General features: G+C 65.1%; 26 protein-coding genes. 17 read left to right on the forward strand and 9 right to left on the reverse strand.

All coding sequences use genetic code 11. The features are described 5' to 3' along the window. Positions 1 to 59: 59 nt before the first annotated feature. The 7 genes from KVO92_RS09125 (at position 60) to KVO92_RS09155 (ending at position 4,765) form a co-directional block, all read left to right on the forward strand. Positions 60 to 665: a putative glycolipid-binding domain-containing protein gene (locus KVO92_RS09125; RefSeq protein WP_217475261.1), complete on the forward strand. Its 606-nt coding sequence runs from the start codon at positions 60 to 62 to the stop codon at positions 663 to 665. Between the two features lie 238 nt (positions 666 to 903). Beyond that, positions 904 to 1,341 carry a DUF2231 domain-containing protein gene (locus KVO92_RS09130; RefSeq protein ID WP_336512615.1) on the forward strand — a complete coding sequence of 146 codons (438 nt, stop codon included), beginning with the start codon at positions 904 to 906 and terminating at the stop codon, positions 1,339 to 1,341. Further along, positions 1,338 to 2,633 (forward strand): PQQ-dependent sugar dehydrogenase, encoded by a 1,296-nt coding sequence (locus tag KVO92_RS09135; protein WP_217475262.1) that lies wholly within the window; start codon positions 1,338 to 1,340, stop codon positions 2,631 to 2,633. Before KVO92_RS09130 ends, KVO92_RS09135 begins: the two co-directional genes overlap by 4 nt. A 128-nt stretch (positions 2,634 to 2,761) precedes the next feature. Further along, positions 2,762 to 3,148 (forward strand): tautomerase family protein, encoded by a 387-nt coding sequence (locus KVO92_RS09140; RefSeq protein WP_217475263.1) that lies wholly within the window; start codon positions 2,762 to 2,764, stop codon positions 3,146 to 3,148. Positions 3,149 to 3,190: 42 nt separating this feature from the next. Then, positions 3,191 to 3,805, forward strand: coding sequence for a LysE family translocator (locus KVO92_RS09145; RefSeq protein ID WP_217475264.1), 615 nt, complete (start codon positions 3,191 to 3,193; stop codon positions 3,803 to 3,805). A 213-nt stretch (positions 3,806 to 4,018) separates the two neighbouring features. Continuing rightward, positions 4,019 to 4,417: a GFA family protein gene (locus KVO92_RS09150; protein ID WP_217475265.1), complete on the forward strand. Its 399-nt coding sequence runs from the start codon at positions 4,019 to 4,021 to the stop codon at positions 4,415 to 4,417. Between the two features lie 12 nt (positions 4,418 to 4,429). Next, positions 4,430 to 4,765, forward strand: a complete 336-nt coding sequence (locus tag KVO92_RS09155; protein ID WP_217475266.1) for a hypothetical protein — start codon at positions 4,430 to 4,432, stop codon at positions 4,763 to 4,765. 41 nt (positions 4,766 to 4,806) lie between these two features. On the opposite strand, the gene KVO92_RS09160 is transcribed toward KVO92_RS09155, so the two are convergent. From KVO92_RS09160 to KVO92_RS09175, 4 genes are all read right to left on the reverse strand, one after another. Next, positions 4,807 to 5,553 (reverse strand): gamma-glutamyl-gamma-aminobutyrate hydrolase family protein, encoded by a 747-nt coding sequence (locus KVO92_RS09160; protein ID WP_217475267.1) that lies wholly within the window; start codon positions 5,551 to 5,553, stop codon positions 4,807 to 4,809. A gap of 50 nt (positions 5,554 to 5,603) precedes the next feature. After that, the gene (locus KVO92_RS09165) at positions 5,604 to 6,881 is read right to left on the reverse strand and encodes an NAD(P)/FAD-dependent oxidoreductase (protein WP_217475268.1); all 1,278 of its coding nucleotides are present in this window, start codon (positions 6,879 to 6,881) and stop codon (positions 5,604 to 5,606) included. Between the two features lie 126 nt (positions 6,882 to 7,007). Further along, a complete protein-coding gene (locus KVO92_RS09170) occupies positions 7,008 to 8,501 on the reverse strand; it encodes an aldehyde dehydrogenase (protein WP_217475269.1) in 1,494 nt (497 codons plus the stop codon). Between the two features lie 12 nt (positions 8,502 to 8,513). After that, positions 8,514 to 9,893: a glutamine synthetase family protein gene (locus KVO92_RS09175; protein ID WP_217475457.1), complete on the reverse strand. Its 1,380-nt coding sequence runs from the start codon at positions 9,891 to 9,893 to the stop codon at positions 8,514 to 8,516. Between the two features lie 192 nt (positions 9,894 to 10,085). On the opposite strand from KVO92_RS09175, the gene KVO92_RS09180 reads away from it, so the two are divergent. Next, a complete protein-coding gene (locus KVO92_RS09180) occupies positions 10,086 to 10,967 on the forward strand; it encodes a LysR family transcriptional regulator (RefSeq protein WP_217475270.1) in 882 nt (293 codons plus the stop codon). 39 nt (positions 10,968 to 11,006) lie between these two features. On the opposite strand, the gene KVO92_RS09185 is transcribed toward KVO92_RS09180, so the two are convergent. Further along, positions 11,007 to 11,969, reverse strand: a complete 963-nt coding sequence (locus KVO92_RS09185; protein ID WP_217475271.1) for a LysR family transcriptional regulator — start codon at positions 11,967 to 11,969, stop codon at positions 11,007 to 11,009. A gap of 102 nt (positions 11,970 to 12,071) precedes the next feature. On the opposite strand from KVO92_RS09185, the gene KVO92_RS09190 reads away from it, so the two are divergent. The 5 genes from KVO92_RS09190 (at position 12,072) to KVO92_RS09210 (ending at position 17,677) form a co-directional block, all read left to right on the forward strand. After that, the gene (locus tag KVO92_RS09190) at positions 12,072 to 13,793 is read left to right on the forward strand and encodes an amidohydrolase (protein WP_217475272.1); all 1,722 of its coding nucleotides are present in this window, start codon (positions 12,072 to 12,074) and stop codon (positions 13,791 to 13,793) included. Between the two features lie 76 nt (positions 13,794 to 13,869). Beyond that, complete coding sequence (locus tag KVO92_RS09195) at positions 13,870 to 14,946, forward strand: C45 family autoproteolytic acyltransferase/hydolase (RefSeq protein ID WP_217475273.1); 1,077 nt, start codon at positions 13,870 to 13,872, stop codon at positions 14,944 to 14,946. Positions 14,947 to 15,006: 60 nt separating this feature from the next. Then, the gene (locus tag KVO92_RS09200) at positions 15,007 to 16,338 is read left to right on the forward strand and encodes an MFS transporter (RefSeq protein WP_217475274.1); all 1,332 of its coding nucleotides are present in this window, start codon (positions 15,007 to 15,009) and stop codon (positions 16,336 to 16,338) included. Between the two features lie 124 nt (positions 16,339 to 16,462). Continuing rightward, positions 16,463 to 17,188: a TorF family putative porin gene (locus tag KVO92_RS09205; RefSeq protein WP_217475275.1), complete on the forward strand. Its 726-nt coding sequence runs from the start codon at positions 16,463 to 16,465 to the stop codon at positions 17,186 to 17,188. Between the two features lie 264 nt (positions 17,189 to 17,452). Next, the gene (locus tag KVO92_RS09210) at positions 17,453 to 17,677 is read left to right on the forward strand and encodes a hypothetical protein (protein ID WP_217475276.1); all 225 of its coding nucleotides are present in this window, start codon (positions 17,453 to 17,455) and stop codon (positions 17,675 to 17,677) included. A gap of 8 nt (positions 17,678 to 17,685) precedes the next feature. Here the strand turns inward: KVO92_RS09210 and mdtD are convergent, their stop codons facing one another. Beyond that, on the reverse strand, positions 17,686 to 19,098 hold the full coding sequence (gene mdtD, locus KVO92_RS09215) for a multidrug transporter subunit MdtD (RefSeq protein WP_217475277.1): 1,413 nt from the start codon (positions 19,096 to 19,098) through the stop codon (positions 17,686 to 17,688). A gap of 323 nt (positions 19,099 to 19,421) precedes the next feature. On the opposite strand from mdtD, the gene KVO92_RS09220 reads away from it, so the two are divergent. The 4 genes from KVO92_RS09220 to KVO92_RS09235 are packed head-to-tail and all read left to right on the forward strand — an operon-like array spanning position 19,422 to position 22,554. Then, positions 19,422 to 19,955 (forward strand): iron transporter, encoded by a 534-nt coding sequence (locus tag KVO92_RS09220; RefSeq protein WP_217475278.1) that lies wholly within the window; start codon positions 19,422 to 19,424, stop codon positions 19,953 to 19,955. A gap of 14 nt (positions 19,956 to 19,969) precedes the next feature. Continuing rightward, positions 19,970 to 20,302: a cupredoxin domain-containing protein gene (locus KVO92_RS09225; RefSeq protein ID WP_217475279.1), complete on the forward strand. Its 333-nt coding sequence runs from the start codon at positions 19,970 to 19,972 to the stop codon at positions 20,300 to 20,302. 21 nt (positions 20,303 to 20,323) lie between these two features. Next, positions 20,324 to 21,181: an FTR1 family iron permease gene (locus KVO92_RS09230; protein WP_217475280.1), complete on the forward strand. Its 858-nt coding sequence runs from the start codon at positions 20,324 to 20,326 to the stop codon at positions 21,179 to 21,181. After that, the gene (locus tag KVO92_RS09235) at positions 21,178 to 22,554 is read left to right on the forward strand and encodes a 4Fe-4S binding protein (protein ID WP_217475281.1); all 1,377 of its coding nucleotides are present in this window, start codon (positions 21,178 to 21,180) and stop codon (positions 22,552 to 22,554) included. The genes KVO92_RS09230 and KVO92_RS09235 overlap by 4 nt, the downstream gene beginning before the upstream one ends. Positions 22,555 to 23,439: 885 nt before the next feature. Here KVO92_RS09235 and KVO92_RS09240 read toward each other — a convergent pair. Genes KVO92_RS09240 through KVO92_RS09250 form a run of 3 tightly spaced genes read right to left on the reverse strand, consistent with a single transcriptional unit; the run spans position 23,440 to position 26,365 of the window. After that, on the reverse strand, positions 23,440 to 24,135 hold the full coding sequence (locus KVO92_RS09240; protein WP_217475282.1) for an anaerobic ribonucleoside-triphosphate reductase activating protein: 696 nt from the start codon (positions 24,133 to 24,135) through the stop codon (positions 23,440 to 23,442). A 2-nt stretch (positions 24,136 to 24,137) separates the two neighbouring features. Beyond that, positions 24,138 to 24,302, reverse strand: coding sequence for an anaerobic ribonucleoside-triphosphate reductase (gene nrdD, locus KVO92_RS09245; protein ID WP_217475283.1), 165 nt, complete (start codon positions 24,300 to 24,302; stop codon positions 24,138 to 24,140). Between the two features lie 44 nt (positions 24,303 to 24,346). Continuing rightward, positions 24,347 to 26,365 (reverse strand): ribonucleoside triphosphate reductase, encoded by a 2,019-nt coding sequence (locus tag KVO92_RS09250; RefSeq protein WP_217475284.1) that lies wholly within the window; start codon positions 26,363 to 26,365, stop codon positions 24,347 to 24,349. Positions 26,366 to 26,436: the final 71 nt, after the last annotated feature.

Raw genomic sequence — 26,436 nt, forward strand, 5'->3', positions numbered from 1 at the left:
TGTCGCCCTTCAAGCCTCCGGTCGTGCCCCAACGACGGACATCTTAGGAGGACATGCCGATGTCCATGGTGAGCGTCATCTGGCGGCGCCTCGATGTTCCCGGTCACGACGCCTGCAGACTGGTGCGGCAGCGATCCGGGTGGCGCCTGGAAGGGGTCGCAGCGTTTCGTCACGAAAGCGGCGCTCCGGCCTGCGTGTCTTATGCAGTCGACTGTGACGAAGGCTGGCGAACGCGCGCAGGCGCGGTGACCGGCTGGGTCGGCGACCATGCGCTGGATCTGCGGGTGAGGCGCACCGCCAGCGGAACGTGGTTGCTTGGCGATCAGGCGATAGCGGGACTCGATGAATGCCTGGATCTCGACCTGGGATTCACGCCAGCCACCAACCTGTTCCAGTTGCGGCGAATGGCCCTTGCGGTGGGGCAGGCAGCGGATGTTCCGGTTGCCTGGCTCGATGTGCCCGACGGCGGCCTGCGGGTCCTGCATCAGCGTTATGAGCGGCTCAGCGTCGAGGTGTATCGGTACGAGGCGCCTCTGTTCGACTACGTTGCCAGCCTGCACGTTGGGGACGCGGGTTTTGTCACGACCTATCCGGAGCTGTGGGAAGCGGAGGCGATCGATGTACAGCAGGGTGCACCCGCGGGCACGACGAAGCCGCGCCGCTGAGCGATCCTAGGGATGAACGCGAAGCGCATCCCCTGCTCCCCACAACCTCACTGTCGCGTATCGGCGCTGTGTTTTGCCGCCTACCAGCGGTGGAGCGGCTCCCGAACGTAGGCTTCATCGATCAGGGTGAACTAACCCGGCGTCCGAACGCTCCCCTTATACAGGGCCATCGCAACCCCGGAGCACCGGCATTTTGCCGGGCATCCGATCTGGATTGCCAAGTGATAAGGAGCCAGCCGTGACGACCACTACCGCCCGCGCACCGCGCATCTACCGCAGCAGACCCGGGGCACTGCACGCTACGCTGCTGGCCGGCACCGTTCCGCTGTTTCTGGGCGCGACCCTGAGTGACTACGCCTACTACCGGACGTACGAGGTTCAGTGGATCAACTTCTCCTGCTGGCTGATCGCCGGCGCGTTGGTGTTCTGTGGCCTGGCGATCCTGTTCGCGCTGGTCAACCTGCTGCGCGCGACGCGCAAGCAAGGGCGCCCGCTGGTTTACCTGTTGCTGCTACTCGCGACCTGGGTGGTGGGCTTCATCGACGCCCTCGAACATGCCAAGGACGCCTGGGCCACCATGCCCCTGGGCCTGGTGCTTTCGGTGATCGTCACGGTGCTGGCTTGCCTGGCAACCGGCGTCGGCCTCACCAAGCGGCGGACAGGAGGTGCGGCATGAAGACTCGTTACGCACTCGCCACCCTGAGCCTGAGCCTGCTACTGGCCGCCTGCGGCGGCGAGGGCCAGGAGACCGCGCAATCCTATGGTGGCGATCCCAAGCTGCCCGACCCACAGCGCGGGCTGTTGCCCAGCATGACCATCGCCGATCCGGCGAAATGGGCGGGCGGCAAGCCATCCGTGCCACAGGGCTTTACCATCAGCGCCATCGCCAAGGATCTCAAGGTTCCGCGCCAGACGCTGTTGCTACCCAACGGCGACATCCTCGTGGCAGAAGGCAAAGGCGGCAACGCGCCTAAGCTCAAGCCAAAGGATGTGATCGCCGGTTATATCAAGGCGCAGGGCACGACTTCGGTGAAAAGCGGCAACCGCCTGACCTTGCTGCGCGACGCCGACGGTGACGGCACCTACGAGTTGCAGGAAGTATTCGCCGACAACCTCAACGCGCCGTACGGGCTGGCACTGCATGAAAACGCCCTGTACGTGGCCAATCAGGACGCCCTGGTGCGCTTCGACTACCAGCCGGGGCAGACCAAGGCCGACGGTCCGCCGACCAAGGTCACCGACCTGCCCTCGCGGATCAACCACCACTGGACCAAGGCGCTGACCATCAGCCCGGACGGCCGTTATCTGTACGTCGGCATCGGTTCGAACAGCAACATCACCGAGCGCGGGCTGGACGCCGAGGTGGACCGCGCGATGATCTGGCAGGTCGATGCCGAGACCGGCGCCCACCGGCCCTATGCCACCGGTGTTCGCAACCCTACGGCACTCGCCATCCAGCCAGGGTCGGGCCAGCTGTGGGCGGTAGCGAACGAGCGTGACGAACTGGGCCCGGACCTGGTCCCCGACTACCTCACCTCGATCCAGGATGGCGGTTTCTACGGCTGGCCGTACAGCTACTGGGGCCAGCACGTCGATGACCGTGTGCGCCCGCAGAAGCCGGAGCTGGTCGCCCGCGCGATCAAGCCGGATTACGCCCTCGGCTCGCACGTCGCGGCGCTCGGCCTGGCCTTCTCCGATCCCGGCATGGGCGCGGAATTCGCCGACGGCGTCTTCATCGGCGAACACGGCAGCTGGAACCGTGAAAACCCGGTGGGCTACAAGGTGGTGTTCGTGCCCTTTCGTGATGGCCGCCCCAGCGGCGAGCCGGTGGACTTCGTCACCGGGTTCCGCACCAGTGACGGCAAGACCCATGGCCGCCCGGTCGGCGTGACCGTCGATCCGAAGGGCGCGCTGATCGTCGCCGACGACCTGGCGAACGTCGTCTGGCGAGTAACCCGCACCCAGTAGTCATCCATTTTTTCTTTCACATCAGCCAGCGACCATAACGGTCGCTGGCTACACTTGCCCGCACCTGTAAAAACCACTCACGCCGCTTGAGCAACGCGTGCGCCGCTGCCTGGCCCAAGGAACCCGCAATGATTGTTGTATATGGCATCAGAGAACGGCTCGACCCGATCAAGGCACGGCTGTCAGAGGTCATTCACGGGTGCATGCAGGCGGTTCTCGGCATGCCGGAGGACAAACGCGCCCATCGTTTCGTCCCCATGGACAGAGCGGATTTCTACTATCCGGGTGGCCGAAGCGACGCGTATACCGTCATCGAGATCAATATGATGGCTGGGCGCAAACCCGAGACGCAGAAGGCGCTGATCAAGATGCTGTTTAGTGAGATCGAACGCCAGCTTGATCTCGCGCCAGTGGATGTGGAAATCACAATCACGGAGCAGCAGCCCTATCAGTGGGGCTTCCGGGGAATGACCGGTGACGAAGTCCGCGACCTGACCTACACGATCAATCGATAACCGCTCGCCTGACTACGCCAGGCCTGCAAGGACACTCCCGTAATGCCCAGCCTCGAATTTCTCATCACATCGCTGATCGTCGTGCTCATCCCGGGAACCGGCGTCGTCTTCACCGTCTCCACCGGGCTGACGATGGGCCGGCGCGCCAGCCTGCTCGCCTCGGCGGGCTGCACGCTGGGCATCGTGCCGCATCTGCTGGCGACCGTGCTCGGCCTGGCTGCCGTGATGCATACCAGTGCCCTGGCCTTCCAGGCGCTCAAGTATGCAGGCGTCGCCTACTTGCTCTATCTGGCGATCGCCACATGGCGCGACCGGTCGGCGTTCGCCACCCAGTCGGTGGCGGTCAGCAACGGTGCACTCGGCCTCGTACTCAAGGCTTTTCTGCTGAACATCCTCAACCCCAAGCTGACGATCTTCTTTCTCGCCTTCCTGCCGCAGTTCATCAGCCCCACCGCCGCCTCCCCTACCCTGCAGCTACTCACGCTCAGCGCCGTGTTCATGGCGATGACCTTCACCGTCTTCGTGCTGTACGGCCTGCTTGCCCATGCGTTCCGCACCGCGGTCATCGAATCGCCTCGGGTGCAAACCTGGATGCGCCGTGGTTTCGCCACCACCTTCGCCGCGCTCGGCGTGCAACTGGCGGCCTCGGATCGATGAGGGCCTGACCGCCGGCCGAAGAGCAACCGGCTGCCGCAGTCGACCGCGAGAGGTTTACACGCCTGGCACGGCCCCGCGTCGAGCGAAAACCGTATCGAAATCCAGTTCGGCGTGGTTTGATCGACACCCCTGCATTCAGGGCACGAGGCGAGACGCCGCGGCAGTAACACAGCCGGGGATTCAAGCACGACGGCAATCACAAGGAGGCGAGTCATGAAGCAAAGCGGTAGTTGTCTGTGTGGCGGCATTCGATACGAAATCGACGGGCCGCTGACCGACGTCCTGAACTGTCACTGTTCGATGTGCCGCAAGCTGCACGCCGCGGCGTTCAGGACACGAGCGAAGATTCGCGCGGCCGATTGGACGCTGCTCGATGGCCAGGACCTGATCAAGTTCTACGAATCGTCTCCAGGCGAATACAAGGGGTTCTGCTCGAACTGCGGCTCCAGCCTGTACACGCGCTTCGATGCCAATCCGGACATCTATGGATTCGCACTCGGCACGCTCGACACCGACCCAGGCGTCGAAGCGCAGCGCCACGTGTTCGTGGATAGCAAGGCGCCGTGGTTTCACATCACCGATGACCTGCCCCAGCATGCCGAATACGACTGAGCGGGCGCGCCGTTGAGCGGAATCACCGGCCAGCGCCGGGTTCGGCTATGGCTGCTTCTCAGCACACTGCATGCGCTGCTGCTGATGCTCGCCGTGTTCACCACGGCGCTGCGCGATACGCCTTTCGAGGCCGTCGGGATGACGGTGCTGGCGATTCCTTATTTGCTCCAGCCGAGCGGCCTGCCCGTACTGCAGGGCAGCGGCGCGAGCGGCTGGGGGCTGCCGTCACCGAGCCTGTTGGGCTGGCTGCTTTCGCTGACGGCCTGGCTTGCATTCTATTGGCTGGTCGCCGGTGGCATCGAACGGCTGATCAAACGCGCTACGGCCCGGCGCACTGACGCCGCCTGATCGACAGCAACGCCTCGCGAGGGCCGGCAACCTTGCGATCGCTAACGGGCCGCCGCGTAGGCCTGGCACGCCGAGGCGAAGGCCTGGAACAGCTTCAGCGATTCGGGATTCTCCGCAATGCGCCATTCCGGATGCCATTGCACGCCAATGGCGAAACCCGGAGCGTCACGCACGGAGACGGCTTCCACCAGGCCGTCCGGCGCCACCGCTTCGACGCGCAGAGGCGCGGCCAGCCGGTCGATGCCCTGGCTGTGCAACGAGTTGACCTGGAACACCGCGGGCAACCCGATCCGCTCGAACACGCCGTCCGGCCGAACCGTCACCGCATGCTGCGGCACGTACTGCTCGGCCAGCGAATCGCTTTGCGGTTCGCGGTGGTCGAGATAGCCCGGCAGTTCCTGCACGCGCTGGTGCAGGCTGCCGCCGAGCGTGACGTTGAGTTCCTGGAAGCCACGGCAGATGCAGAACACCGGCACGCCGCGTTCGATGGCCAGACGCAGCAATGGCAGGGTGTTGGCATCGCGGTGCGGGTCATGCGCGGTGCCGGCCAGGCTTGCCGGGCCGTCGTACCGGTGGGGTTCGACATTGGACGGCGAGCCGGTGAAGAGGATGCCGTCCAGGCTGTCGAGCAGCCGCTGCGGATCGCTCGGCGTGCTACGCGCCGGTAGCACCAGCGGCACGCCAGCAAAGGCCGCCGCCTCGACGTACTTGTCGCCGACGGTGTGTGAATCGTATTTGCCGAGCTGCTGTCGGCAGGCGGTAACGCCAATCAAGGGCACGCGGGACATAAACAATTCTCCGAAAAGCCCGCCAGCGGGTCACGCTGGCGGAGATCGCATCAGACGCCCAGGCGATCACGTAGCTGGTAATAGGCGGCGCCCATGGCCGTGAACGGCACACGTAGCAACTGACCACCCGGGAAGGGGTAATGCGGCAGACTGGCGAACGCGTCGAAGCGCTCGGCTTGCCCGCGCAGCGCCTCGGCCAGCATCTTGCCGGCGAGGTGGGTATAGGTGACGCCGTGGCCACTGCAGCCCTGGGAGTAATAGAGGTTGTCGCCGATGCGCCCGACCTGGGGCAGGCGCGACAGGGTCAGCAGGAAGTTGCCGGTCCAGGTGTAATCGATGCGGACATCGCGCAACTGCGGGAAGGTCTTGAGCAGTTTCGGCCGGATGATCGCCTCGATGTCCGCCGGATCCCGCGCCCCGTAGACCACGCCACCGCCATAGATCAGGCGCTTGTCGCCGCTCAGGCGGAAGTAGTCGAGCAGGTAGTTGCAGTCCTCGACGCAGTAGTCCTGTGGCAGCAGGCTGCGAGCCAGTTCCTCGGACAGCGGTTCGGTGGCAATCACCTGAGTACCGCAGGGCATCGACTTGGAGGCCAGTTCCGGGACCAACCCGCCGAGGTAGGCGTTGCCCGCCAACACCACGAAGCGGGCTTTGACCTGGCCGCGCTCGGTGTGCACGACCGGCTGAGCGCCGCGGTCGATACGAACCGCCGCGCTCTGCTCGTAGATCGCGCCGCCCAGCGAGGCGACCGCCGCCGCTTCGCCCAGCGCCAGGTTGAGCGGGTGGATATGGCCACCGCTCATGTCCAGCATGCCGCCGACATAACGCTCGGTCCCGACCACTTCACGGATGCGGCGCTCGTCCAGCAGCTCCAGCTGGGTGTGTCCGTATCGCTCCCAGAGCTTCTTCTGCGCCTCGAGATGGCCCAGCTGCTTGGGCGTGATAGCGGCGAACACACCGCCGTCCTTCAGGTCGCAGTCGATGCCATAGCGGGCGACGCGCTCGCGGATGATGCGCCCGCCCTCGAAGGCCATGTCGCCAAGCAACCGCGCCTGGGTGGCACCGAGCTGGCGTTCGATGACATCGATGTCGCGGCTGTAGCTGTTGACGATCTGCCCGCCGTTGCGCCCCGAGGCGCCGAAGCCGACTTTCGCGGCTTCCAGCACGGTCACGCTGAAGCCGTTCTCCAGCAGGAACAAGGCCGTCGACAGGCCGGTATAGCCGGCGCCGACGACGCAGACGTCGCATTCGACGGACTCGCTGAGTTGCGGATAGTCCACGCGGATGTTGCGCGAAGCGGCGTAGTAGCTGTTGACGTGTTGAGTCATAGGGAAATCCCCAAACCTGGTTGAACGCGCATCTGTCGTGGCCAGCCAGCGGCTTGGCGCAGCGACGCGATGCGCGACGGTGAATGAACGAAGCGGCGCCAGCGGCCGCCAGTCGTGGATGGCTCGCTAGAGCTTGATCCAGGTAGCCTTCAGCTCGGTGTACTTGTCGAAGGCATGCAAGGACTTGTCCCGACCGTTACCCGACTGCTTGTAGCCACCAAACGGCGCAGTCATGTCGCCCCCATCGTACTGGTTGATCCAGACGCTGCCGGCACGCAACGCGCGGGCGGTGCGATGGGCCCGCGAGAGATCGGCGGTCCACACCGCGGCGGCCAGGCCATAGGGGGTGTCGTTGGCGATGTTCACCGCCTCCTCATCGTTGTCGAAGGCGATCACCGACAGCACCGGACCGAAGATTTCTTCGCGAGCGATGCGCATGGCGTTGGTCACCCCGTCGAACAGCGTCGGCTCGACATAGCTGCCGCCGGTGTCCTGCAGGGCGCGCTGGCCACCGCTCATGAGCACGGCGCCCTCGTCCCGTCCCGCCTGGATGAAACCGAGCACGGTGTCCAGATGCCCGCCGTCGACCAACGCGCCGATGCGTGTGTTCGGGTCCAGCGGGTGCCCCGGCTGCCAGCGTTGCAACGCGGCGACCACCAGCGGCAGGAAGCGATCCTTGATCGAGCGCTCCACCAGCAACCGCGAGCCGGCGATGCACACCTCTCCCTGGTTGAAGGCGATGGCCGCGGCCGCCGCCTCGGCCGCCGCCTCGAGATCCGGTGCATCGGCGAAGACGATGTTCGGGCTCTTGCCGCCGGCTTCGAGCCAGACCCGTTTCATGTTCGACTGACCGGCATCGATCATCAGTTGCTTGGCGACCCGGGTCGAGCCGGTGAACACCAGCGTGTCGACGTCCATGTGCCGCGCCAGCGCGCTGCCGACGGTGTGGCCATAGCCGGGCAGCACGTTGAAGACGCCAGCCGGAATGCCGGCATCGAGCGCCAGCTGGGCGATGCGTATGGCGGTAAGCGGCGACTTCTCCGAGGGCTTGAGCACCACCGAATTGCCGGTCGCCAGGGCCGGTCCGAGTTTCCAGCAGGCCATCATCAGCGGGAAGTTCCAGGGCACGATCGCCGCCACCACACCGACCGGCTCGCGGGTGATCAAACCAAGCTGGTCGTGAGGCGTCGCTGCGACCTCGCCGTAGACCTTGTCGATGGCTTCGGCGCTCCAGCGAATCACGTTGGCCGCCGCCGGCACATCGATGCTCAGCGAATCGCCGATGGGCTTGCCCATGTCCAGGGTCTCGAGCAGCGCCAGCTCTTCGGCGTGGGCGAGCAAACGATCGGCGAACGCGATCAGCACGCGCTTGCGCTCTGCCGGCGCGCGATGCGCCCAGTCGCCGCGCTCGAAGCTGTCGCGCGCGGCCGTTACCGCCAGCTCCGCATCTTCGCCGGTGCAACTGGCGATGCGGGCCAGCTGGCGGCCATCGACGGGGCTGATGTTGTCGAACACCGCGCCGCCCACGGCGTCACGGTAGTGCCCATCGATGAACGCACGGCCTTCGATGTGCAGCGCGCGGGCGCGCTGTTCCCAATCGTTTGCGGTCAGGGTGGTCATCCGTTCAACTCCTCAGACCGTGTGCAGGTACCAGTTGTATTCCAGGTCGGAAATGGTGCTTTCGAATTCCGCCATTTCCGCCTCCTTGCAGGCGACAAAAATGTCGATGTAATCGGGGCTGATGTACTTGTTCAGCACCTCGCTGTCGTCCAGTTCGCGCAAGGCGTCGCGCAGGTTGGTCGGCAGGGCCTGCTCGAGCTGTTCGTAGGCGTTGCCCTCCACCGCGGGCCCCGGATCGAGCTCGTTGGTCAGGCCGTGGTGAATGCCGGCGAGTATCGCGGCCATCATCAGGTACGGGTTGGCGTCGGCGCCGGCCACCCGGTGTTCGATGCGGATCGCCTCGCTGCTGCCGGTGGGCACGCGCACCGCGACCGTGCGGTTGTCCAGCCCCCAGCTCGGGGCGTTGGGCACGTAGAACTGGGCACCGAAACGGCGGTAGGAGTTGACGTTGGGGCAAAGGAAGGCCATCGACGCCGGCATGGTTTCGAGGATCCCGGCCACCGCATGGCGCAGCGGCGCGTGCTGCTCCGGATCGTCAGTGGCGAAGATGTTCTTCCCGGTCTTCTTGTCCAGCAGCGAGATGTGCACATGCAGCCCGTTGCCGGCCTGGCCGGGATAGGGCTTGGCCATGAAGGTGGTGTCCATCTCGTGGTCGTAGGCGACGTTCTTGATCAGGCGCTTGAGCAGCACGGCATGGTCGCAGGCCTTGATGGCGTCCTCGGCGTGGTGCAGGTTGACCTCGAACTGCGCCGGGGCACTCTCCTTGACGATGGCGTCGGCCGGCAACGCCTGCTCCCGCGCGGCTTCGAGGATGTCCTGCAGGCAGTCGGAATACTCGTCGAGGTCGTCGATCAGGTACACCTGGGTGGATATCGGCCGCTTGCCGGACAGCGGAGAGCGCGGCGGTTGCGGCCGGCCGTTCACGTTGTCCTGATCGATCAGGTAGAACTCGAGCTCGAACGCCGCGCAGATCGTCAGCCCCAGCTCATCGAAGCGCTGCACGACCTGACGCAGCACTTCACGCGGGTCGGCGAAGAACGGCGTGCCGTCCAGCTCGTGCATGGTCATGAGCAATTGGGCGGTCGGACGCTTCTGCCAAGGCTCGGGGCTCAGCGTGTCGGGGATCGGATAGCACACGCGGTCGGCATCGCCGATGTCCATGCCCAGACCGGTGCTTTCCACCGTGGTGCCGTTGATGTCCAGGGCGAATAGCGAGGCGGGCAGCTTGATCCCGTTCTCGTACACCTTGTGCAAGCTTGCTCGCTCGACGCGCTTGCCACGGACGATCCCGTTCATGTCCGCGATCAGCAAATCGACGTACTGGATTTCGGGATGCTCCTTCAGAAAGCTGTTTGCTTCGTTGAGCTGTATGACACGGGGGGATACGGAGATCATTTTGGCTACATCCTGGCTGCTGACGCGCTGGTTTCGCAGCGAATTTGTTATTGGCACTGGCTGCGGGCGCCGATGGCGCTAAGCGGCTATCGCAGGCCTGTGAGCGATTTGATTCGCAGTCTCGGGCCGAGTATAAAATGCGCGCCGAAGCAACCCATAGCGGCAAAATCGCAAAGGATGTTTGCGCTGATGCAATATCAAATCACTCACGCGGACCTCAGTCTCGTGCTCGCCCTGGTGCGCGGACGCACCCTGGCCAAAGCCGCCGAGCTGCTGCAGGTGGACGTTTCCACGGTGTTCCGCGCGCTGCGCAAACTCGAAGCCAACCTGGAAGTGGCGCTGTTCGAAAAAAACCGCCGGGGCTACACCCCCACCCAGGGCGGCCAGGCGCTGGCCGAGCAGGCAGAGCGGGCCGAGCAGGCGCTGGAAACGGCGCGAATCGCGCTGACGCTCGGCGAGAAGACCATCAGCGGCACCGTCCGGCTGACCTGCACCGACGCCGTGCTGCGCAGCCTGCTGATCCCGGTATTGTCAGAACTGATGACGCGCTATCCGGCCATTTCGCTCGAACTGGCGACGTCCAACGCCTTCGCCAGCCTGAGCAGGCGCGATGCGGACATCGCCTTGCGTCTCTCCAACGCCCCGCCCGAACACCTCGCCGGCCGGCGTTTGAGCAAAAGCTCCTATTACGTCTGCGGCCACCCCAGCTACCAGGCGCTGTATCAGCAGGCGCCAACGGAGCTCGCCTGGATCGCGCCGGACGACTCGCTGTCGGATCACGTCTCCGTGGCCTGGCGCCTGCAGGCGCACCCCAGCGTGGTGCCGCGCTATCGCTGTAGCAGTATCTCGGCGGTGGGCAGCCTGGTGGGTGCGGGTTTGGGCGTCGCCGCCCTGCCCGACTTCCTGATCAGCAGCCTGGACGGCACCGAGCGCTTGAGCGGTCCGCTCGAGGGTTGCGATACCGATATCTGGCTGCTCACACGCCCGGACAGCCTGTCGCTTCGCTCGGTCCACGTGTTCTTCAATGAATTGGCCGAACTCCTCCGAGCCCGGCTGCTGGCCAACGGCTGACCTGGCGCCAACCGCCGGCATGCCCGCCGGCGGCACGGACTAGGCCGGGTCGGCGATCGGCGCGGCGAGTCCGGCGCTGTCCTGGCACAACCCGGGCAGATGCGTGCCGCAATAGCTTTTCAGGTGTTCGATGAACACCTTCACCTTGCGCGTATTACGGCGGTGCGGCAGATACATCAGGTAGATCTGCGGCCCGAACGCGCTGGGCTCGCGCCAGTACAGCGCGTCGATTTCGACCAGATCACCACGTGCCAGATAGGGCGCCGCGCTCCAGCGGGGCACGAACTGCAACCCCTGGCCAGCGAGCAGGCACGCCAGCAGGAAATCGTAGTTGTCGCTGGCCAGGCGTGGCACCGGCTGGTCGATCCGGATGCGCTCGTGCTCCCGCTGGACCCACCAGAAGCGGCGATTGATCAGCGGATGGCGGAATATCAGCCAGTCGTGTTCCTGGTAGTTGTCCAGCGTAACGGACGCGCCCTTGCGCGCGATGTAGGCCGGGCTCGCGCAGAGCAGCAGATTGTTTTCCATCAACGGCTGGGCGATCACGCCGGGCAGGTCGATCGGGCCGTCGCGAAGCGCCAGGTCGTAGCCGCCATCCATGAGATCGACGTAGGTGTCGTTGAGCTCCACTTCCAGATGCACCTGCGGATGCTCGGTAAGAAAACCGCAGCACACCTGGGACAGAAACGCCGGGCCGAAGGACGGCGGCGCGGATATCCGCAGATTCCCACAGAGGTCGCGCTGCAACGACTCCACCTCTTCACTGGCCAGCTGCAACTGCAACAAGGCCTGGCGCGCCCCATCGAGGTAGAGGTGCCCCGCTTCGGTCAGCGCCATGCGCCGGGTGGTGCGCTCGAACAGCCGGGCACCCAGCTCCGCTTCCAGCAGCGCCACCGCCTTGGTGAGGGCCGACGGCGTCTTGCCGAGCTGCTCAGCCGCACGGCTGAAATTGCCGTGCTCGGCCGTGGCAACGAACATCTGAAGCGCGCTGAGCTTGTCCAAGATCTTTTCCTAAACGGCACAAGAGTTATGAGCGAACAGGCATTTTTCCGAGACGGACCACTCGCTAGCCTGACCGAACACTAACAATAATAGAGCAATCGCATGAAACTCACGCTCACCACGCTACTTGCCGGCGCCATCACCTGTGCCTCGATGGAAACGATCGCTGCCACAGACCTGATCATCCACAACGCCAAGGTCTACACCGCCGAAAGCGGCCAACCCCTGCAGCAGGCCATTGCGGTCGAGGACGGCAGGATTCAGGCCGTCGGCACCAACGAGCAGATCCTGGCCCTGCGGCAGCAGGCCACCGAGGTGATCGATCTGGGCGGCAAGGTGCTCATGCCCGGCTTCATCGACTCCCACGCACACGTGGTCAAAGGCGGACTTCAGCGGCGCCAGGCCAACCTGGCGGACGAAAACATGCCGGTCGACGAACTCGAGCGCAAGCTGCGCCAGTGGCGTGACGACGGCACCGCCCGCCGCGGTGAATTCCTCAGCGTCGGTGGGGTGCCGGCCGCCTACTGGGACCGGATCGATGAGCTGGAACGCCGCTTCAACCACGGTGAATGGGCGCAGGTCCCGATTCTGCTGGCCGGTGGCGACTATCACACCGGCTGGGCCAACCGCGCCCTGCTGAGCCGGGCCGGTATCGATGCGGCCAAGATCGCCAGCCTGGGCCCGGAGGAGTCGGCCACCATCGGCCGTCACGACGACGGGCAGCCCAACGGCTTTCTCGTCGACGCGGGCCTGTATCCGGTGCAAGCCCTGCTCCCGCTGGCCAGCAATGCCGAACTGCTGGCCGCGCTCGAGGACGCCCAGCAGCATTTGCACAGCCTGGGCATCACCGCCTGGATGGAGCCGCTGATCAACGAGAACCCCGGTGGCGACATCGACAACACCTCGGTCGGCGTGCTGCCGGCCTACAAGGCCCTGGCCGAGAAAGGCGGGCTGACGGCGCACGTGGCCGCCCTGCTCATGGCCGACTCCAAGGCCACCCCCAAGGATCTCGATGAGCTGGACAAGGTACGACGCCAGTTCCTCGACATCCCCAACCTGAGCCTGCCGGGGATCAAGGTCTTCGCCGATGGCGTCGCGGAATACCCCGCGCAGAGCGCGGCCGTGCTCGAGCCCTACACGAACTCGGGCAAGAACGGGGAGCTGCTGTTCGATCCCGAAGGCTTCGCCCAACTGGTCGATGCCGCCGACGCGCGTGGCTGGCTGGTGCACGTTCATGCCATCGGCGACCGAGCGGTCCGCAGCACGCTCGATGCCATCGAGTTCGCCCGCAGCCATCGAAACAGCGGAATCCCGCACTCCATCACCCACCTGCAGCTGGTCAACCCGAAAGAGTTCGGCCGCTTCAAACCACTCGACGTGATCGCCTCCATGCAGCTGTACTGGGCCGCCGCGGACGAGATGAGCGTCGATCTCGTGAGCCCCTACATCACCGCGATGGCCAACCAGTTCATGTACCCGGCCAGATCGCTGCTCAAGCACGGCGCCACCATCGCCGGCGCCAGTGACTGGCCGATCACCACCGCAGACCCGTGGAAGGCCATCTACCAGGCGGTGAGCCGCAAAGGCCCGAAGGGCGTCCTCAACGAGGCGGAGGCGATCGACCGCGAGGTCATGTTCCAGGCCTATACGCTCAACGCCGCCCGCGCCTTGTTGCTCGACCAGCGCATCGGTTCGCTGAAACCGGGCAAACAAGCCGACCTGATCGTCCTCGACCGCGACGTCTTCGATGTCGAGCCCGAAGCCCTGCGCGATACGCAGGTCGTGAAGACCTACTTCGCCGGACGGGAAGTCTTCTCTCGTTGATCCCCCTCTCTTCCAGGCAGGTCGTGAGGCCTGCCATGGCGAAGCCATGCCTGAACCACCCCTAGGAATAAATGCAGTGAAGTTAGAAACACAGGTTACCGAGACGAAGAATCCGCAGCAGCGCGGCCGCGAGATCGGCGACCGCTGGGCGCCGCAAATCAGGCACACCTGCGCGCTGTATCTGGATTTCTTTTCGCAGGTCGATATCGATCCTCGGCAGGTTCGCGCGATCGCCGAGTCCAGTCTGGACGCGCTCCAGGGCTGGTGCCCGGAGCTCGCCGAGGAACTGACGGCCACCGCCGAGGGTGCCGGCCTGCCGGTCTGGCAGCTGGCGGCGCTCAATGCACGCACCGAGATCCTGGCGGCGCTGGCGGAGGCCACCCTGGGCGAATGCTCCACAGCGGTGTATGCCCCGGATACGACCGACGAGGCCCCTCGGACCCTGCAGACCTGGGACTGGCATGACGCCCTGGTCCCCCATGGCCTGCTGCTGCAACTGACCGCCGCCACCGGCCTGACGGTCAAGCTCTTCACCGAGTTCGGCATGCTCGGCAAGATCGGCGTGAACAGCGCCGGGCTCGGCCTGCACTTCAACATCCTGCATCACCGCAGCGACAACGCCAGTGGCGGCGTTCCCGTGCATGCGGTCGCCCGCCGCGTCCTGGAAGAAGCGCGCAACGTGGACGAGGCCATCGAACTGGCTCGCTCGGCGCGGGTCAGCGCCTCGACCGTGCTGACCGTGTTCAGCCGGCACAACCAGCGTCCGCGCGCGGCCAGTATCGAGATGTCGCCCCAGGCCACCGCGCTGGTCTTGCCGGGCACCGATGGCTGGATCACCCACACCAACCACTTCCTGGCGCCCGAGCTGGTGACCGGTGATCGCACCGTCGACGACACGACCCATAACCGTCTGGCTCATGTAGACGCCCAGCGCGATGCGATGCGCGTGGGCGATCTGGCGCAACGAGCCCGCGCCTTCTGCGGCGCCGAAGGCGAGCAGGCACCGATCTGCTTCCATCCGGACCTGCACCTGGCCCCGCAGGAGCGCTGGGAAACGCTGCTCACCGTCGCCATCGATAGCGAGCGTGGCGACCTGCTCTATCGCACCGGGACACCCATGGCCCTCGCCGAGAACGGCTACTTGCGCTTTTGAGGCATCAACAGCGGGCGGCGTATCACCGCCCGCCAACGAGCACTGAACGGGTAAAACCAAATGGCTGATCAATCTGGAACGGGCGGGCCTACCGCCATACGCACCTTTTTCGTGTCAGGGATGGGAACGGCACTGGAGTTCTACGACTTCGTCATCTACGGCGTGGCTGCCGCGCTCGTGTTCCCGACGGTATTTTTCCCTGACCTGCCCCCGCTCACGGCGACCCTGGTCGCCTTCGCCGCGTTCGGCGCGGGCTTTTTCGCGCGCCCATTGGGCGGCGTCGTCTTCGGCCACTACGGTGACCGCATCGGCAGGCAGAAAGCATTGGTCATCACCCTGCTGCTGATGGGTACCAGCACGCTGCTGATCGGCTGCCTGCCGACATTCGCCGATATCGGCCCGGCGGCGCCCGTCTTGCTGGTGCTGCTGCGCCTCATCCAGGGTTTTGCCGCCGGTGGCGAATGGGGTGGCGCGGCGCTCTTCGGCATCGAGTCGGCACCGCCGGGCAAACGTGGCCTGTGGGGCAGCTTCACCAGCATGGGTATCGGGATCGGCGGCATCCTCGGCTCGCTGATGTTCGCCCTGGTCGGCATGGCCTACGACGACAACCTGACCGACTTCGCCTGGCGGATTCCCTTCTGGCTGGGCGGCGTGCTGGTCCTGATCGGCTTGTATGCGCGGCTGCAGAACCCCAGCCAGGAACAGCACAAGCCCCGCGAAAAGGCACGCATCCCGCTGGTTGCCGCGTTGCGCGCGCGGCCACGCGAGATGCTGCTGTGCACCGGCATCGCGTTCGGCTACGTCACCATCGCCTACATCGGCAGCACCTTCTTCCTGGCGTATGCGACGCAGGTCGGCTATGGCAGCACCGAAGCCCTGCTGTTCGATATTTCGATGTCCGTCGCCATCGTCTTCACCGCGCCGCTGTTCGCTGCGCTGTCGGACCGCCTCGGGCGCCGGCCGGTGATGGTGTTCGGCGCCGTGATACTCGCCGCCGGGCTGTTCGCCTTCTTCACCCTGGTCGGCTTGCGCAGCCTGCCCGCCGCCTGCGCCGCCTACGTCATGGTCGGTGCGCTGATGGGCGCCACGCAGGGACCGATTCCGGCGTTCCTGGCCGAGCAGTTCCCCAAGACCATGCGTTACTCGGGCATGTCGGCGGCCTACCAGATCGGCGCCGCGCTCGGTGGCGGAACCGCCTCGAGCGCAGCGACCGCGATCCTCATCGCCAGCGATCACAACCCCTTTGGCGTGGCCCTGTACGGCACCCTGGCGCTGTCCATCGTGGCCGTCTGCTCATGGTTGCTGCGCGAAACCGCGCATCTCGACATGGCCGAGGTGGACGCCGCCCCGGCCGAACGCAACGGCAGCATCCTGCCAGCGAACCTCATCTAGCCCACGTACCGGCGGCAGGCCGACGGCGCCTGCACGCCTCGAACGCACCCGAAACGCAGCGGGCCCGGGACATCGCCCCTGTAACACCCGAGAAGCCTCCATTAATAACAACAAGAGAACCCGCATGAAGCACATCCTATTGCTACCCCTTGCAAGCCTGCTCTGCGCATCGGCCGCCAGTGCCGTCGAGATCAACGACGATCTGTTTCTGGAAGCCAAGGTGGGCCTGTACAGCGACTACCGCACGCGCGGCGTGTCACAGACGCAGAACGACCCCGCCCTGCAGGGCTCGGCAACGCTCATTCACAGCAGCGGCTGGTACGCGGGAGCCTGGTCGTCCAACGTGGATTTCGGCGACGGAATCGACACGCGCCAGGAGATCGACCTCTACGCAGGCTACTTCTGGCAGATCAGCGACGACGCGAGCCTGGACCTCTCCTACATCAAGTACCTGTATCCGCGACACAGCGGCTTCGACTACGACGAGTACCACGCGGAACTCAGCGCCTACGGGATGTTTCTCGGCGGTAACTACGCCGACGACATGGGTGGCGACCAGAGCTATCTGTACAGCTACCTGGGCTATCGAACCGAACTGCCCGCTGAGCTGGGCCTGGAGGTTCGTTATGGACGGGTGGACTACAAGGACCCGGTGTTCTTTACCGCGAACGGCGGCGAGCGGGAAAGCTACCGCGAATGGCAGATCGAGGTTTCGCGCGCGTTCAAGGGCCTCGACTGGTCGCTGGGCTACGTCGATACCAGCCTTGGCAAGGATGAATGCGCCAGCTTCAACGGGTTCGACGACGTCTGCTCCGCCACCCTCGTGGTAGGGGTCAGCAAGACCTTCTAGCCATTGCCGGCGAAGCCCGCGCACGGCCGCCACGCTGAGCCCCGCTTGGCTGGCGGCCGTCGTCGTTTCGCAGGCTCAGGCTGAAGATCGACCCACCCAGGCCCGCTCGCCCGGTGCGCGATGACCACACGGACGAAGAACCGTTCAGCGGGATTCTGCCACCAGGCGATGAGCGGGCACTGCGCCGTGCACGCAAGCTGTCAGAATGACATCACCACCGCCGAGCAGTGGTCATTCCTGAGATCGAGCACGAGCCAGTCCATCATGTCTTGCGAAAAACTCTACACAATTGTCCTGGAAAACAGCCTGGAAGTGCTCCTCGAAGCGGGCACCATGGCGCAGGTCGAAGCGTTCTGGGATGCGTATGACAGCCGCTACTATGGCCTGCGCATGGAAGAGGACAACGGTTATCACGCCCGCGTGATCGTGACCGACCAGATCCCCGACGACGAAGAAGAAGCCGAACAGACCGAACGCTGCACCGGTTGATCGGTCCGTCACTCGTCGTCGATCAAACGCGCGGCCATCGCCTGTTTGCTGTCCAGCTGGAAGAACAGCGAGGCCGCCATCAGCGATATCGCCCCGACACACAGAAAGGTCAGGTGAAACGCCTGCAATACCGCCGCGCCGTCAGCGCCCGGCTCGGTGAAGCCGCCCAGCAAGGCGCCGGCCGACGCCACACCGAGGCTCATCGACAACTGCACGACCACCGACAGCAGGCTGTTACCGCTGCTGGCGTTCTGTTGGCTCAGGCCGACCAGGGTGACGGTGTTCATCGCGGTGAACTGCATCGAGTTGACCATGCCGATCAGGCTCAGGTGCACCAACAGCAAAATGGTCGGCGTCTGCGCATCGATGGTCGCCAGACTGGCGATCAGGCTGCCGAGTAGCAGCGTGTTACCAATCAGGATGCGGCGGTAGCCGAAGCGGTCGATCAGCGGCTTGGCCAAGGGCTTGATCAGCATTGCCCCGACGGCCAGGGGAATCATGGTCATACCAGCCTGAGCCGGGGAATAGCCCAGCGCCACCTGCAACAGCAACGGCAATAGGAACGGCAGCGCACCGCTGCCCAGACGGGCGAACAGATTGCCGAAGATGCCCACCGCAAAACTGCGCGTATGGAACAGCGTCGGGCTGAACAGCGGTTTATCGACATGCCCTGCCCGCAACCAATAGGCCGTCAGGCAGGCGCTGCCAATCACCAGCAGCAACAGCACCCGCGCGTGCGGCATCTGCATTTCGCCCAGGCCTTCGAGCGCGATGGTGATCAGCACCATGGCGCCGCCAAACAGCAAAAAGCCGAAGCTGTCGAAGCGCATCCGCTCCGGGCTTTTCAGATCCGGCATGAAACGCGCCGCGGCGAAACAGCCGATCAGCCCCACCGGCAGGTTGATCAGGAAGATCCAGTGCCAGGAGGCGTACTCGACCAGCCAGCCCCCGAGCGTCGGGCCTATCAAAGGGCCGACCATGCCGGGCAAGGCAATGAAGGTCATGACCCGGACGAACTCGCTGCGCGGATAGGCGCGCAGGACGACCAGGCGCCCGACCGGCAGCATCAGCGCACCGCCCACGCCCTGCACGACGCGCGCGACGACCAGTTGGTTGAAGCTGGCACTCATCGCACAGAACAGCGAACCGAGGGTGAACAGCATGAGCGCGCTGAGGAATACGCGCCGGGTGCCGAAGCGGTCGGCCAGCCAGCCCGACGCCGGGATCAGCAGCGCCACGGTCAGCATGTAGGCGATGACCACGCCCTGCATGCGCAACGGATCCTCGGCCAGATCGCGCGCCATGGCCGGCAGTGCGGTATTGAGGATGGTGCCGTCGAGCGTTTGCATGAAGAAGGCGATGGCGACCAGCCAGGGCAAGACGCGGGCGGTGCGGGCATCCAACATGGCGGCTTGAGGCATTGGCATTTTCCGGGTCGAAAAGCATATGGTAGGCCCCTAACGGTCTGTCCGCAGCCCCTTATCGTCGCGGCAGCACCCGCCTGTTAGCGGCAGGGCACGGCCCGATGGCGGTTCCATCGCCCGGGGTGCGACAACCCGGCGCACCCACGCCGGCCAAGCCACCAAAGCCCGCGCCCTGCGGCGTATCGGCAGTCACTCTCCCCTGAGCTGGGGGCTATACGTTACAAAGTATTTCCTTCACAATTGACGCGAATCATTATCGTTAAGCATCACAGGTGCGAACCTTAACGCGTCAACCTACAGACCCATTACCGGAGGCCTTCATGCGCATTCCCGCTACTCTCGCCGTTCTCTCCCTGCTCGCCGCCCCGCTCGTCCAGGCCAAGGAATACCCCATCGGCGAACCCCAGCAGTGCGGTGGTATGGAGGTCGGTGCGGTCTACCTGCAGCCGGTCGAAATGGAACCGGCCGGGATGATGCTCGACGCGGCCAAGTCCGACGTGCACCTGGAAGCCGACATCTCCGCCTTGGAGAACAACCCCAACGGTTGGCAGGAAGGCAGCTTCGTCTCCTACCTGAACATCCATTACGCGCTGAGCAAGAAGGGTTCGGACGAGAAGATCGAAGGCGAATTCCACCCAATGGTCGCCAACGATGGCCCGCACTACGGCGACAACGTCAAGCTGATGGGCCCGGGCAAGTACCAGCTGACCCTCACCGTCTCGCCGCCGGACGGCCAGCACAGCATGTTCGGCCGCCACGTCGACAAGGAAACCGGCGTCGCGCCCTGGTTCAAGACCTGCAAGCTCGACTACGAATTCACCTACGCCGGCATCGGCAAGAAAGGCGGCTATTGAGCCGGAGGCACACCATGCGACGCGCCCTGCTCCCCGCCCTCGCGCTGCTCGCTGCCGGCTTTGCCGGCGGCGCCCAGGCCGGGCTGCCGACTTACGAGCTGACCATCCGTGACGGCCATTTCGAGCCGTCCACGATCGAGGTGCCGGCTCGCCAGCGCTTCAAGATCGTGGTCACCAATGCGGGCAAGGGTCCCACCGAGTTCGAGAGCACACCGCTGCGGGTGGAAAAGGTGCTCTCGCCCGGTGTGTCCTCGTTTGTCGTCATTCATCCGCTGAAACCGGGTCGCTACCCCTTCTTCGACGAGTTCCATATGGACCTGCCGGAAGGGGAGATCATCGCCAAGTAGTTGCCGTACAGGAGAAGCGACATGGGCCAATCAATGTTCATCGTCTGGCGCGAAAGCGTCGAGGCACTGCTGGTCATCGGCATCCTGCATGCCTGGCTGAGCCAGCAACCGGACAACCGTCACGCGCTGCGCATGCTCTGGGGCGGCGTGGTTGCCGGGGTTGGCCTGGCCTCGCTGCTGGCCTGGGGCATCCTCAGCGCCGGCGACTGGCTGGCTGGGCCGACCGGTGAATGGTTCCAGTGCGCCATGCTGATCATCGCTGCCCTGCTGATCCTGCAGATGGTCGGCTGGATGCACCATCACGGTCGCGACCTCAAGCGCAATCTGGTCGACAGCGCGGCGGCAAGCCTCAACCAGGGCAGCGGCATCGGGCTGCTGGTACTGGCGATGCTCGCCGTGGCGCGCGAAGGCAGCGAGACCGTAGTGTTCCTCTACGGCATCGGCCACCAGCAGGAAGGCGCGGACCTGACCGGCTTCGTTGTCGGCGGCGTGCTGGGATTCGTGCTGGCCCTGCTCAGCTACGCGGCGTTGCAGGCCGGCAGCCGGTTCTTCTCCTGGAAGCGCTTCTTCAAGGTCAGCGAAGCCCTATTGCTGCTGCTCGGCGCCGCTCTGCTGATGGCCGGGCTCGACCGGTTCAGTGGTCAGCTGATGGGGATGGACGTACCCGAGGTCTTGTACACGGTGTTCGGCGACCCGCTGTGGGACACCTCCGCCCTGCTCGATGACGGCGGCACCCTGGGCAGCACGCTGGCCGGGCTCACCGGCTACCGCGCGATGCCCTCGCTGGCGGCGGTCATCGTCATGGCGCTGTACTGGCTGGCGGTCTGGGCCTGGCTGCGGCCCAAGTCGGAGGCTCGCCTGGAGACTCGCACCGCATGATCGCCAACAGCCCCTGGCTGGCGCGCATCGGTGACCTGATGCGTCAGCATGCCAAGACCATCCGCCTGATCCAATGGCTGGTGGTTGGTTTCTATCTGGTCTTGCTGCTGGTCCCCGCGGTGCTCTCCCTGCCGCCCTCCGAGGCGCGCATGCTGGACAGCATCACGGTGTTCGCCCAGTTCCTGTTCTGGGGCCTCTGGTGGCCCTTCGTGCTGCTGTCGATGGTCATCTTCGGCCGGCTCTGGTGCGGCGTGCTCTGCCCGGAAGGCTCGCTCAGCGAATGGATCAGCTGGCGCGGGCTGAACAAGCGCACCCCGCAGTGGATACGCTGGAGCGGTTGGCCGACCATCGCCTTCGTCCTGACCACGGTCTACGGCCAGTTGATCAGCGTGTACGACTACGGCCGCGCCGCCGCGCTGATTCTAGGCGGCTCGACCGTCGCCGCGATGATCGTCGGCTTCCTCTATGGCCGCGGCAAACGCGTCTGGTGTCGCCACCTGTGCCCGGTCAGCGGCGTGTTCGGCCTGCTCGCGCGCCTGGCGCCGATGCACTACAAGGTCGATGAGGAGCAGTGGCAGGCCAACCAGGGACCCAAGCTGGCGACACCCAACTGCGCGCCGCTGATCGACATCCGCCGCATGCAGGGCAACAGCGAGTGCCACGCCTGCGGTCGCTGCAGCGGCCAGCGCGGTGCCGTCGCCCTCGCCGCCCGCTCGCCAAACCAGGAAATCCTTATCGTCGGCAACCAGGCGCAGCACGGCCACTGGGACAGCACGCTGCTGCTGTTCGGCATGATCGGTCTGGCCATGGGCGCCTTCCAGTGGACGGTCAGCCCCTGGTTCATCACCCTCAAGCAGACCGCTGCCGAGTGGCTGGTCGATCGCGACATCTTCTGGCCGCTGCAAGCCAACGCACCCTGGTGGCTGCTGACCCATTACCCGCAGAACAACGACGCCTTCACCTGGCTCGACGGCGCGGCGATCCTCACCTATATCGGCGCCAGCTCGCTGCTGATCGGTGGCGCGCTGTGGCTGCTGTTGCAAGGCGCGGTGCGCCTGATGAATCGCCGCGGCGAGGTGTTCCATCACCTGGCGCTGGCGTTCACGCCGCTGGGTGGCGCCGGGCTGTTTCTCGGCCTCTCGGCCACCACCATCAAGTTGCTGCGTTATGAGGGCTTCATCCTCGCCTGGGCGCAACCGACCCGTGCCCTGCTGCTGGCCGGCGCCATCGGCTGGACCCTGACGCTGGCGTGGAAAGTGATCACCCGTCATGGCGCCAACGGCCTGCGCCGCCTGCTGGCCTTCGGCTGCGCCGGGCTGGCGACGGCCGTGGTCGGGTACGGTTGGTATCTGCAGTTCTGGGGTTGGAGCTGATGCGTTCGCAGTAGAGGGAGGTCTGAAACCCACCCCACCGCAGCACCACGCTTTTCTGTAGGAGCAAGCTCTGCTTGCGACCGCGGCCACGTAGCCCCCGGGGTCGCGGCCAGAGGCCACTCCTACAAGAGCAACGGGTTCCACCGCTATATGGTGCTTCTCTGTAGGAGCAAGCCCTGCTTGCGACCGCAGCCACGTGAGGCCCCGGGTCGCGGCCAGAGGCCACTCCTACAAGAGCAACGGTTCCACCGCTACACGGCGCTTCTCTGTAGGAGCAAGCTCTGCTTGCGACCTCGGCCACGTGAGGCCCCGGGGTCGCGGCCAGAGGCCACTCCTACAAGAGCAACGGGTTCCACCGCTACACGGCGCTTCTCTGTAGGAGCAAGCTCTGCTTGCGACCGCGACCACGCAGCCCCGGGTCGCGGCCAGAGGCCACTCCTACAAGAGCAACAGCGTCCATCACTGCACCACGCTCTTCTGTAGGAGCAAGCTCTGCTTGCGACCGCGACCACGCAGCCCCGGGGTCGCGGCCAGAGGCCGCTCCTACAAGAGCAACGGTTCCACCGCTACACGGCGCTTCTCTGTAGGAGCAAGCTCTGCTTGCGACCGCGACCACGCAGCCCCGGGTCGCGGCCAGAGGCCACTCCTACAAGAGCAACGGCGTCCATCACTGCACCACGCTCTTCTGTAGGAGCAAGCTCTGCTTGCGACCGCGACCACGCAGCCCCGGGGTCGCGGCCAGAGGCCACTCCTACAAGAGCAACGGTGTCCATCACTGCACCCGCTCTTCTGTAGGAGCAAGCTCTGCTTGCGACCCGCGGCCACGAAGCGTCCAGCTCGCCACCAGAGGCCGCTCAGACAAAAGCGGCTTCTCATCGCCCGGCGTCAGCCCCTCAATACGAATGACGGAAACAACCGCCCCATCCGTTCCCAGAGCTTTTGCTGGTCATAGGGCGCACGGCTTTCAGTGAGCGATTCGTCGAGCATTTTCGCCGTACGTACGCACTGCACGGCAAAGCGCTCGACACCCAGCCGGCGCAGTCGCTGCGCCATCTCCCACAGCCGTTCGGCATCGAACAGCTGCCAATGCACGGTGGTGCGGCACTCATGGTCCACGCCACTGGCGATGAGCGCTTCGAGGCTTTTCCAGTTGGCGGCACCGCTGCCTTCGACCCCGGTGATGAGACGGCCGTGTTCCGGCAATGCCTTGACGTCGAAGCCCACCCAATCCACCAAGGGCAGCACCTGGCGGAACAGCCGGGGCTTGATGCCAGCGCTGTGCAGGCCGACCTTGAAGCCCTTGGCGCGCACCTGGGCGATGGCCTCCGGCAATGCCAGTTGCAGGGTCGGCTCGCCGCCGCTGAAGACCACGGCCTCGAGCAGGCCGACACGCTGGTCGAGGAAACCGAGGATGTCCTCCCAGCTGCGCTCCTGCGTGCCACACGCGGGAATCAGTTCCGGGTTGTGACAGTAGCGGCAACGCCAACCACAGCCCTGGCAGAACAGCACGCAGGCCAGATGATCGGGAAAGTCGAGGGTGGTCAGGGGCACCAGGCCCCCAACCCGCAGTGCAGCGCCCATCGCTAGCGCGCCAGCCCCGCCGCCTGTTCGGTGAAGTGGGTGCGCTCGCGGTGCTCGGACTGCTTGCCCGGATTGAATGCCGCCACCGGGCGGTGGTAACCCATCACGCGGGTCCAGACTTCGCAGCGCTGGCGTTGATCGGCGGGGAGTTGAGTGGCTTGGGTCATGTGTCGCTCCTTCAGGGTGATTAGTTGGTGGCGTGCCACTCGCTTCAGTTATCTACAGACTCAGCGCAGCAGCTCCGCCTGGCGATCAGCGCCTCGTCGCACTTCGGGCAGAACTCATGCTCGCCGGCCAGATAGCCGTGCACCGGGCAGATGGAAAAGGTGGGCGTAACCGTCAGATAAGGCAGGCGGAAACGACTGAGCGCCGTGCGCACCAGGTTCTTGCAGGCCTGCGCCGAGGAGATCTGCTCGGCCATGTACAGGTGCAGCACGGTGCCGCCGGTGTATTTGGTCTGCAGTTCGTCCTGCAGCATCAGCGCCTCGAAGGGATCGTCGGTAAAGCCCACCGGCAGCTGCGAGGAATTGGTGTAGTACGGCGCCTCGGCCGAGCCCGCCTGGAGGATGTCCGGAAAGCGCTTGCGGTCTTCCTTGGCGAAGCGATACGTGGTGCCTTCGGCCGGTGTCGCCTCGAGGTTGTAGAGGTGCCCGGTTTGTTCCTGGAAGCGCACCAGCTGCGCCCGCACGTGGTCCAGCAGCGCGACCGCCAGGCGCCGCCCCGCCTCGGTGTGCAGCCCTTCGGCATCCTCGGTGAAGTTGCGCACCATCTCGTGCAGGCCATTCACGCCGATGGTGGAGAAGTGATTGCGCAGGGTGCCGAGGTAGCGCTTGGTGTAGGGGTAGAGCCCAGCGTCCATGTGGTGCTGGATGACCTTGCGCTTCACCTCCAGGCTCTGCATGGCCATGTCCAGCAGTGCGTCCAGGTGCTCGACCAGCCCGGCCCAGTCGCCGGCATGCAGGTACCCCAGCCGCGCGCAGTTGACCGTCACCACACCGAGCGAGCCGGTCTGCTCGGCCGAGCCGAACAGACCGCCACCGCGCTTGAGCAGCTCGCGCACGTCCAGTTGCAGGCGGCAGCACATCGAGCGCACCTGGTTGGGCTGCATGTCCGAATTGAGGAAGTTCTGGAAGTACGGCAGTCCGTAGCGCGCGGTCATTTCGAACAGACGCTCGGCGTTCTCGCTGTCCCAAGGGAAATCATGGGTGATGTTGTAGGTCGGGATCGGAAAGGTGAACACGCGTCCCAACCCGTCGCCCGCCTGCATCACCTCGATATAGGCGCGGTTGATCATCTCCATCTCGGCCTGCAGGTCACCGTAGGCGAACGGCATTTCCTCGCCGCCGATATAGGGAATCTGCTCGCGTAGATCTTCCGGGCAGACCCAGTCGAAGGTCAGGTTGGTGAAGGGCGTCTGCGTGCCCCAGCGCGACGGCACGTTGAGGTTGTAGATGAACTCCTGGATCGCCTGGCGGACCTCGTCATAGCCGAGCCCGTCCTTGCGCACGAACGGCGCCAGATAAGTATCGAAGCTGCTGAACGCCTGGGCACCGGCCCACTCGTTCTGCAAGGTGCCGAGGAAGTTGACCATCTGCCCCAGGGCGCTGGACAGGTGCTTGGGCGGCCCCGCCTCGACGCGCCCGGGAATGCCATTGAAGCCTTCGTTGAGCAGCGAGCGCAGCGACCAGCCGGCGCAATAGCCGGCGAGCATGTCCAGGTCATGGATATGCAGGTCACCCTCGCGGTGCGCGGTGCCTATCTCCGGGCTGTAGACCTCGTCCAGCCAGTAGTTGGCGGTGACCTTGCCGGCCACGTTGAGGATCAAGCCACCCAGCGAATAGCCCTGGTTGGCGTTGGCACGCACCCGCCAGTCTTCCCGCGAGAGGTATTCATTCATCGAGGCCGCGACGTCGATCACCGCCTTGCGATCCCGGCGCAGTCGCGCGTGGCGCTCACGGTAGACGATGTAGGCGCGCGCCGTGTCGTAATAGCCGGCCTCCATCAGGACCCGCTCGACCGCGTCCTGCGCCTGCTCCACCGCCACCTCGCGCTGCGACAAGCGCGCCAGCACCCGGGCGGCGAGTTCGCTCGCCTCGGCGGGCTCGAATTCGCCGGTCGCCCGGGCTGCCGCCTCGATCGCCGCACCGATCTTGCTCAACTCGAACGCCACCAGGCGGCCGTCGCGCTTGCGCAGCGACACGGGTTGATCCACATCCACGAGCCCAGGCATCACGTCTCCATCACCATATGTAGATAAACAAATAATCGAAACCACAAGATGATGTGAAATCTAGAGGATGA

Source organism: Stutzerimonas stutzeri, from assembly GCF_019090095.1.
Taxonomy (GTDB): domain Bacteria; phylum Pseudomonadota; class Gammaproteobacteria; order Pseudomonadales; family Pseudomonadaceae; genus Stutzerimonas; species Stutzerimonas stutzeri_AN.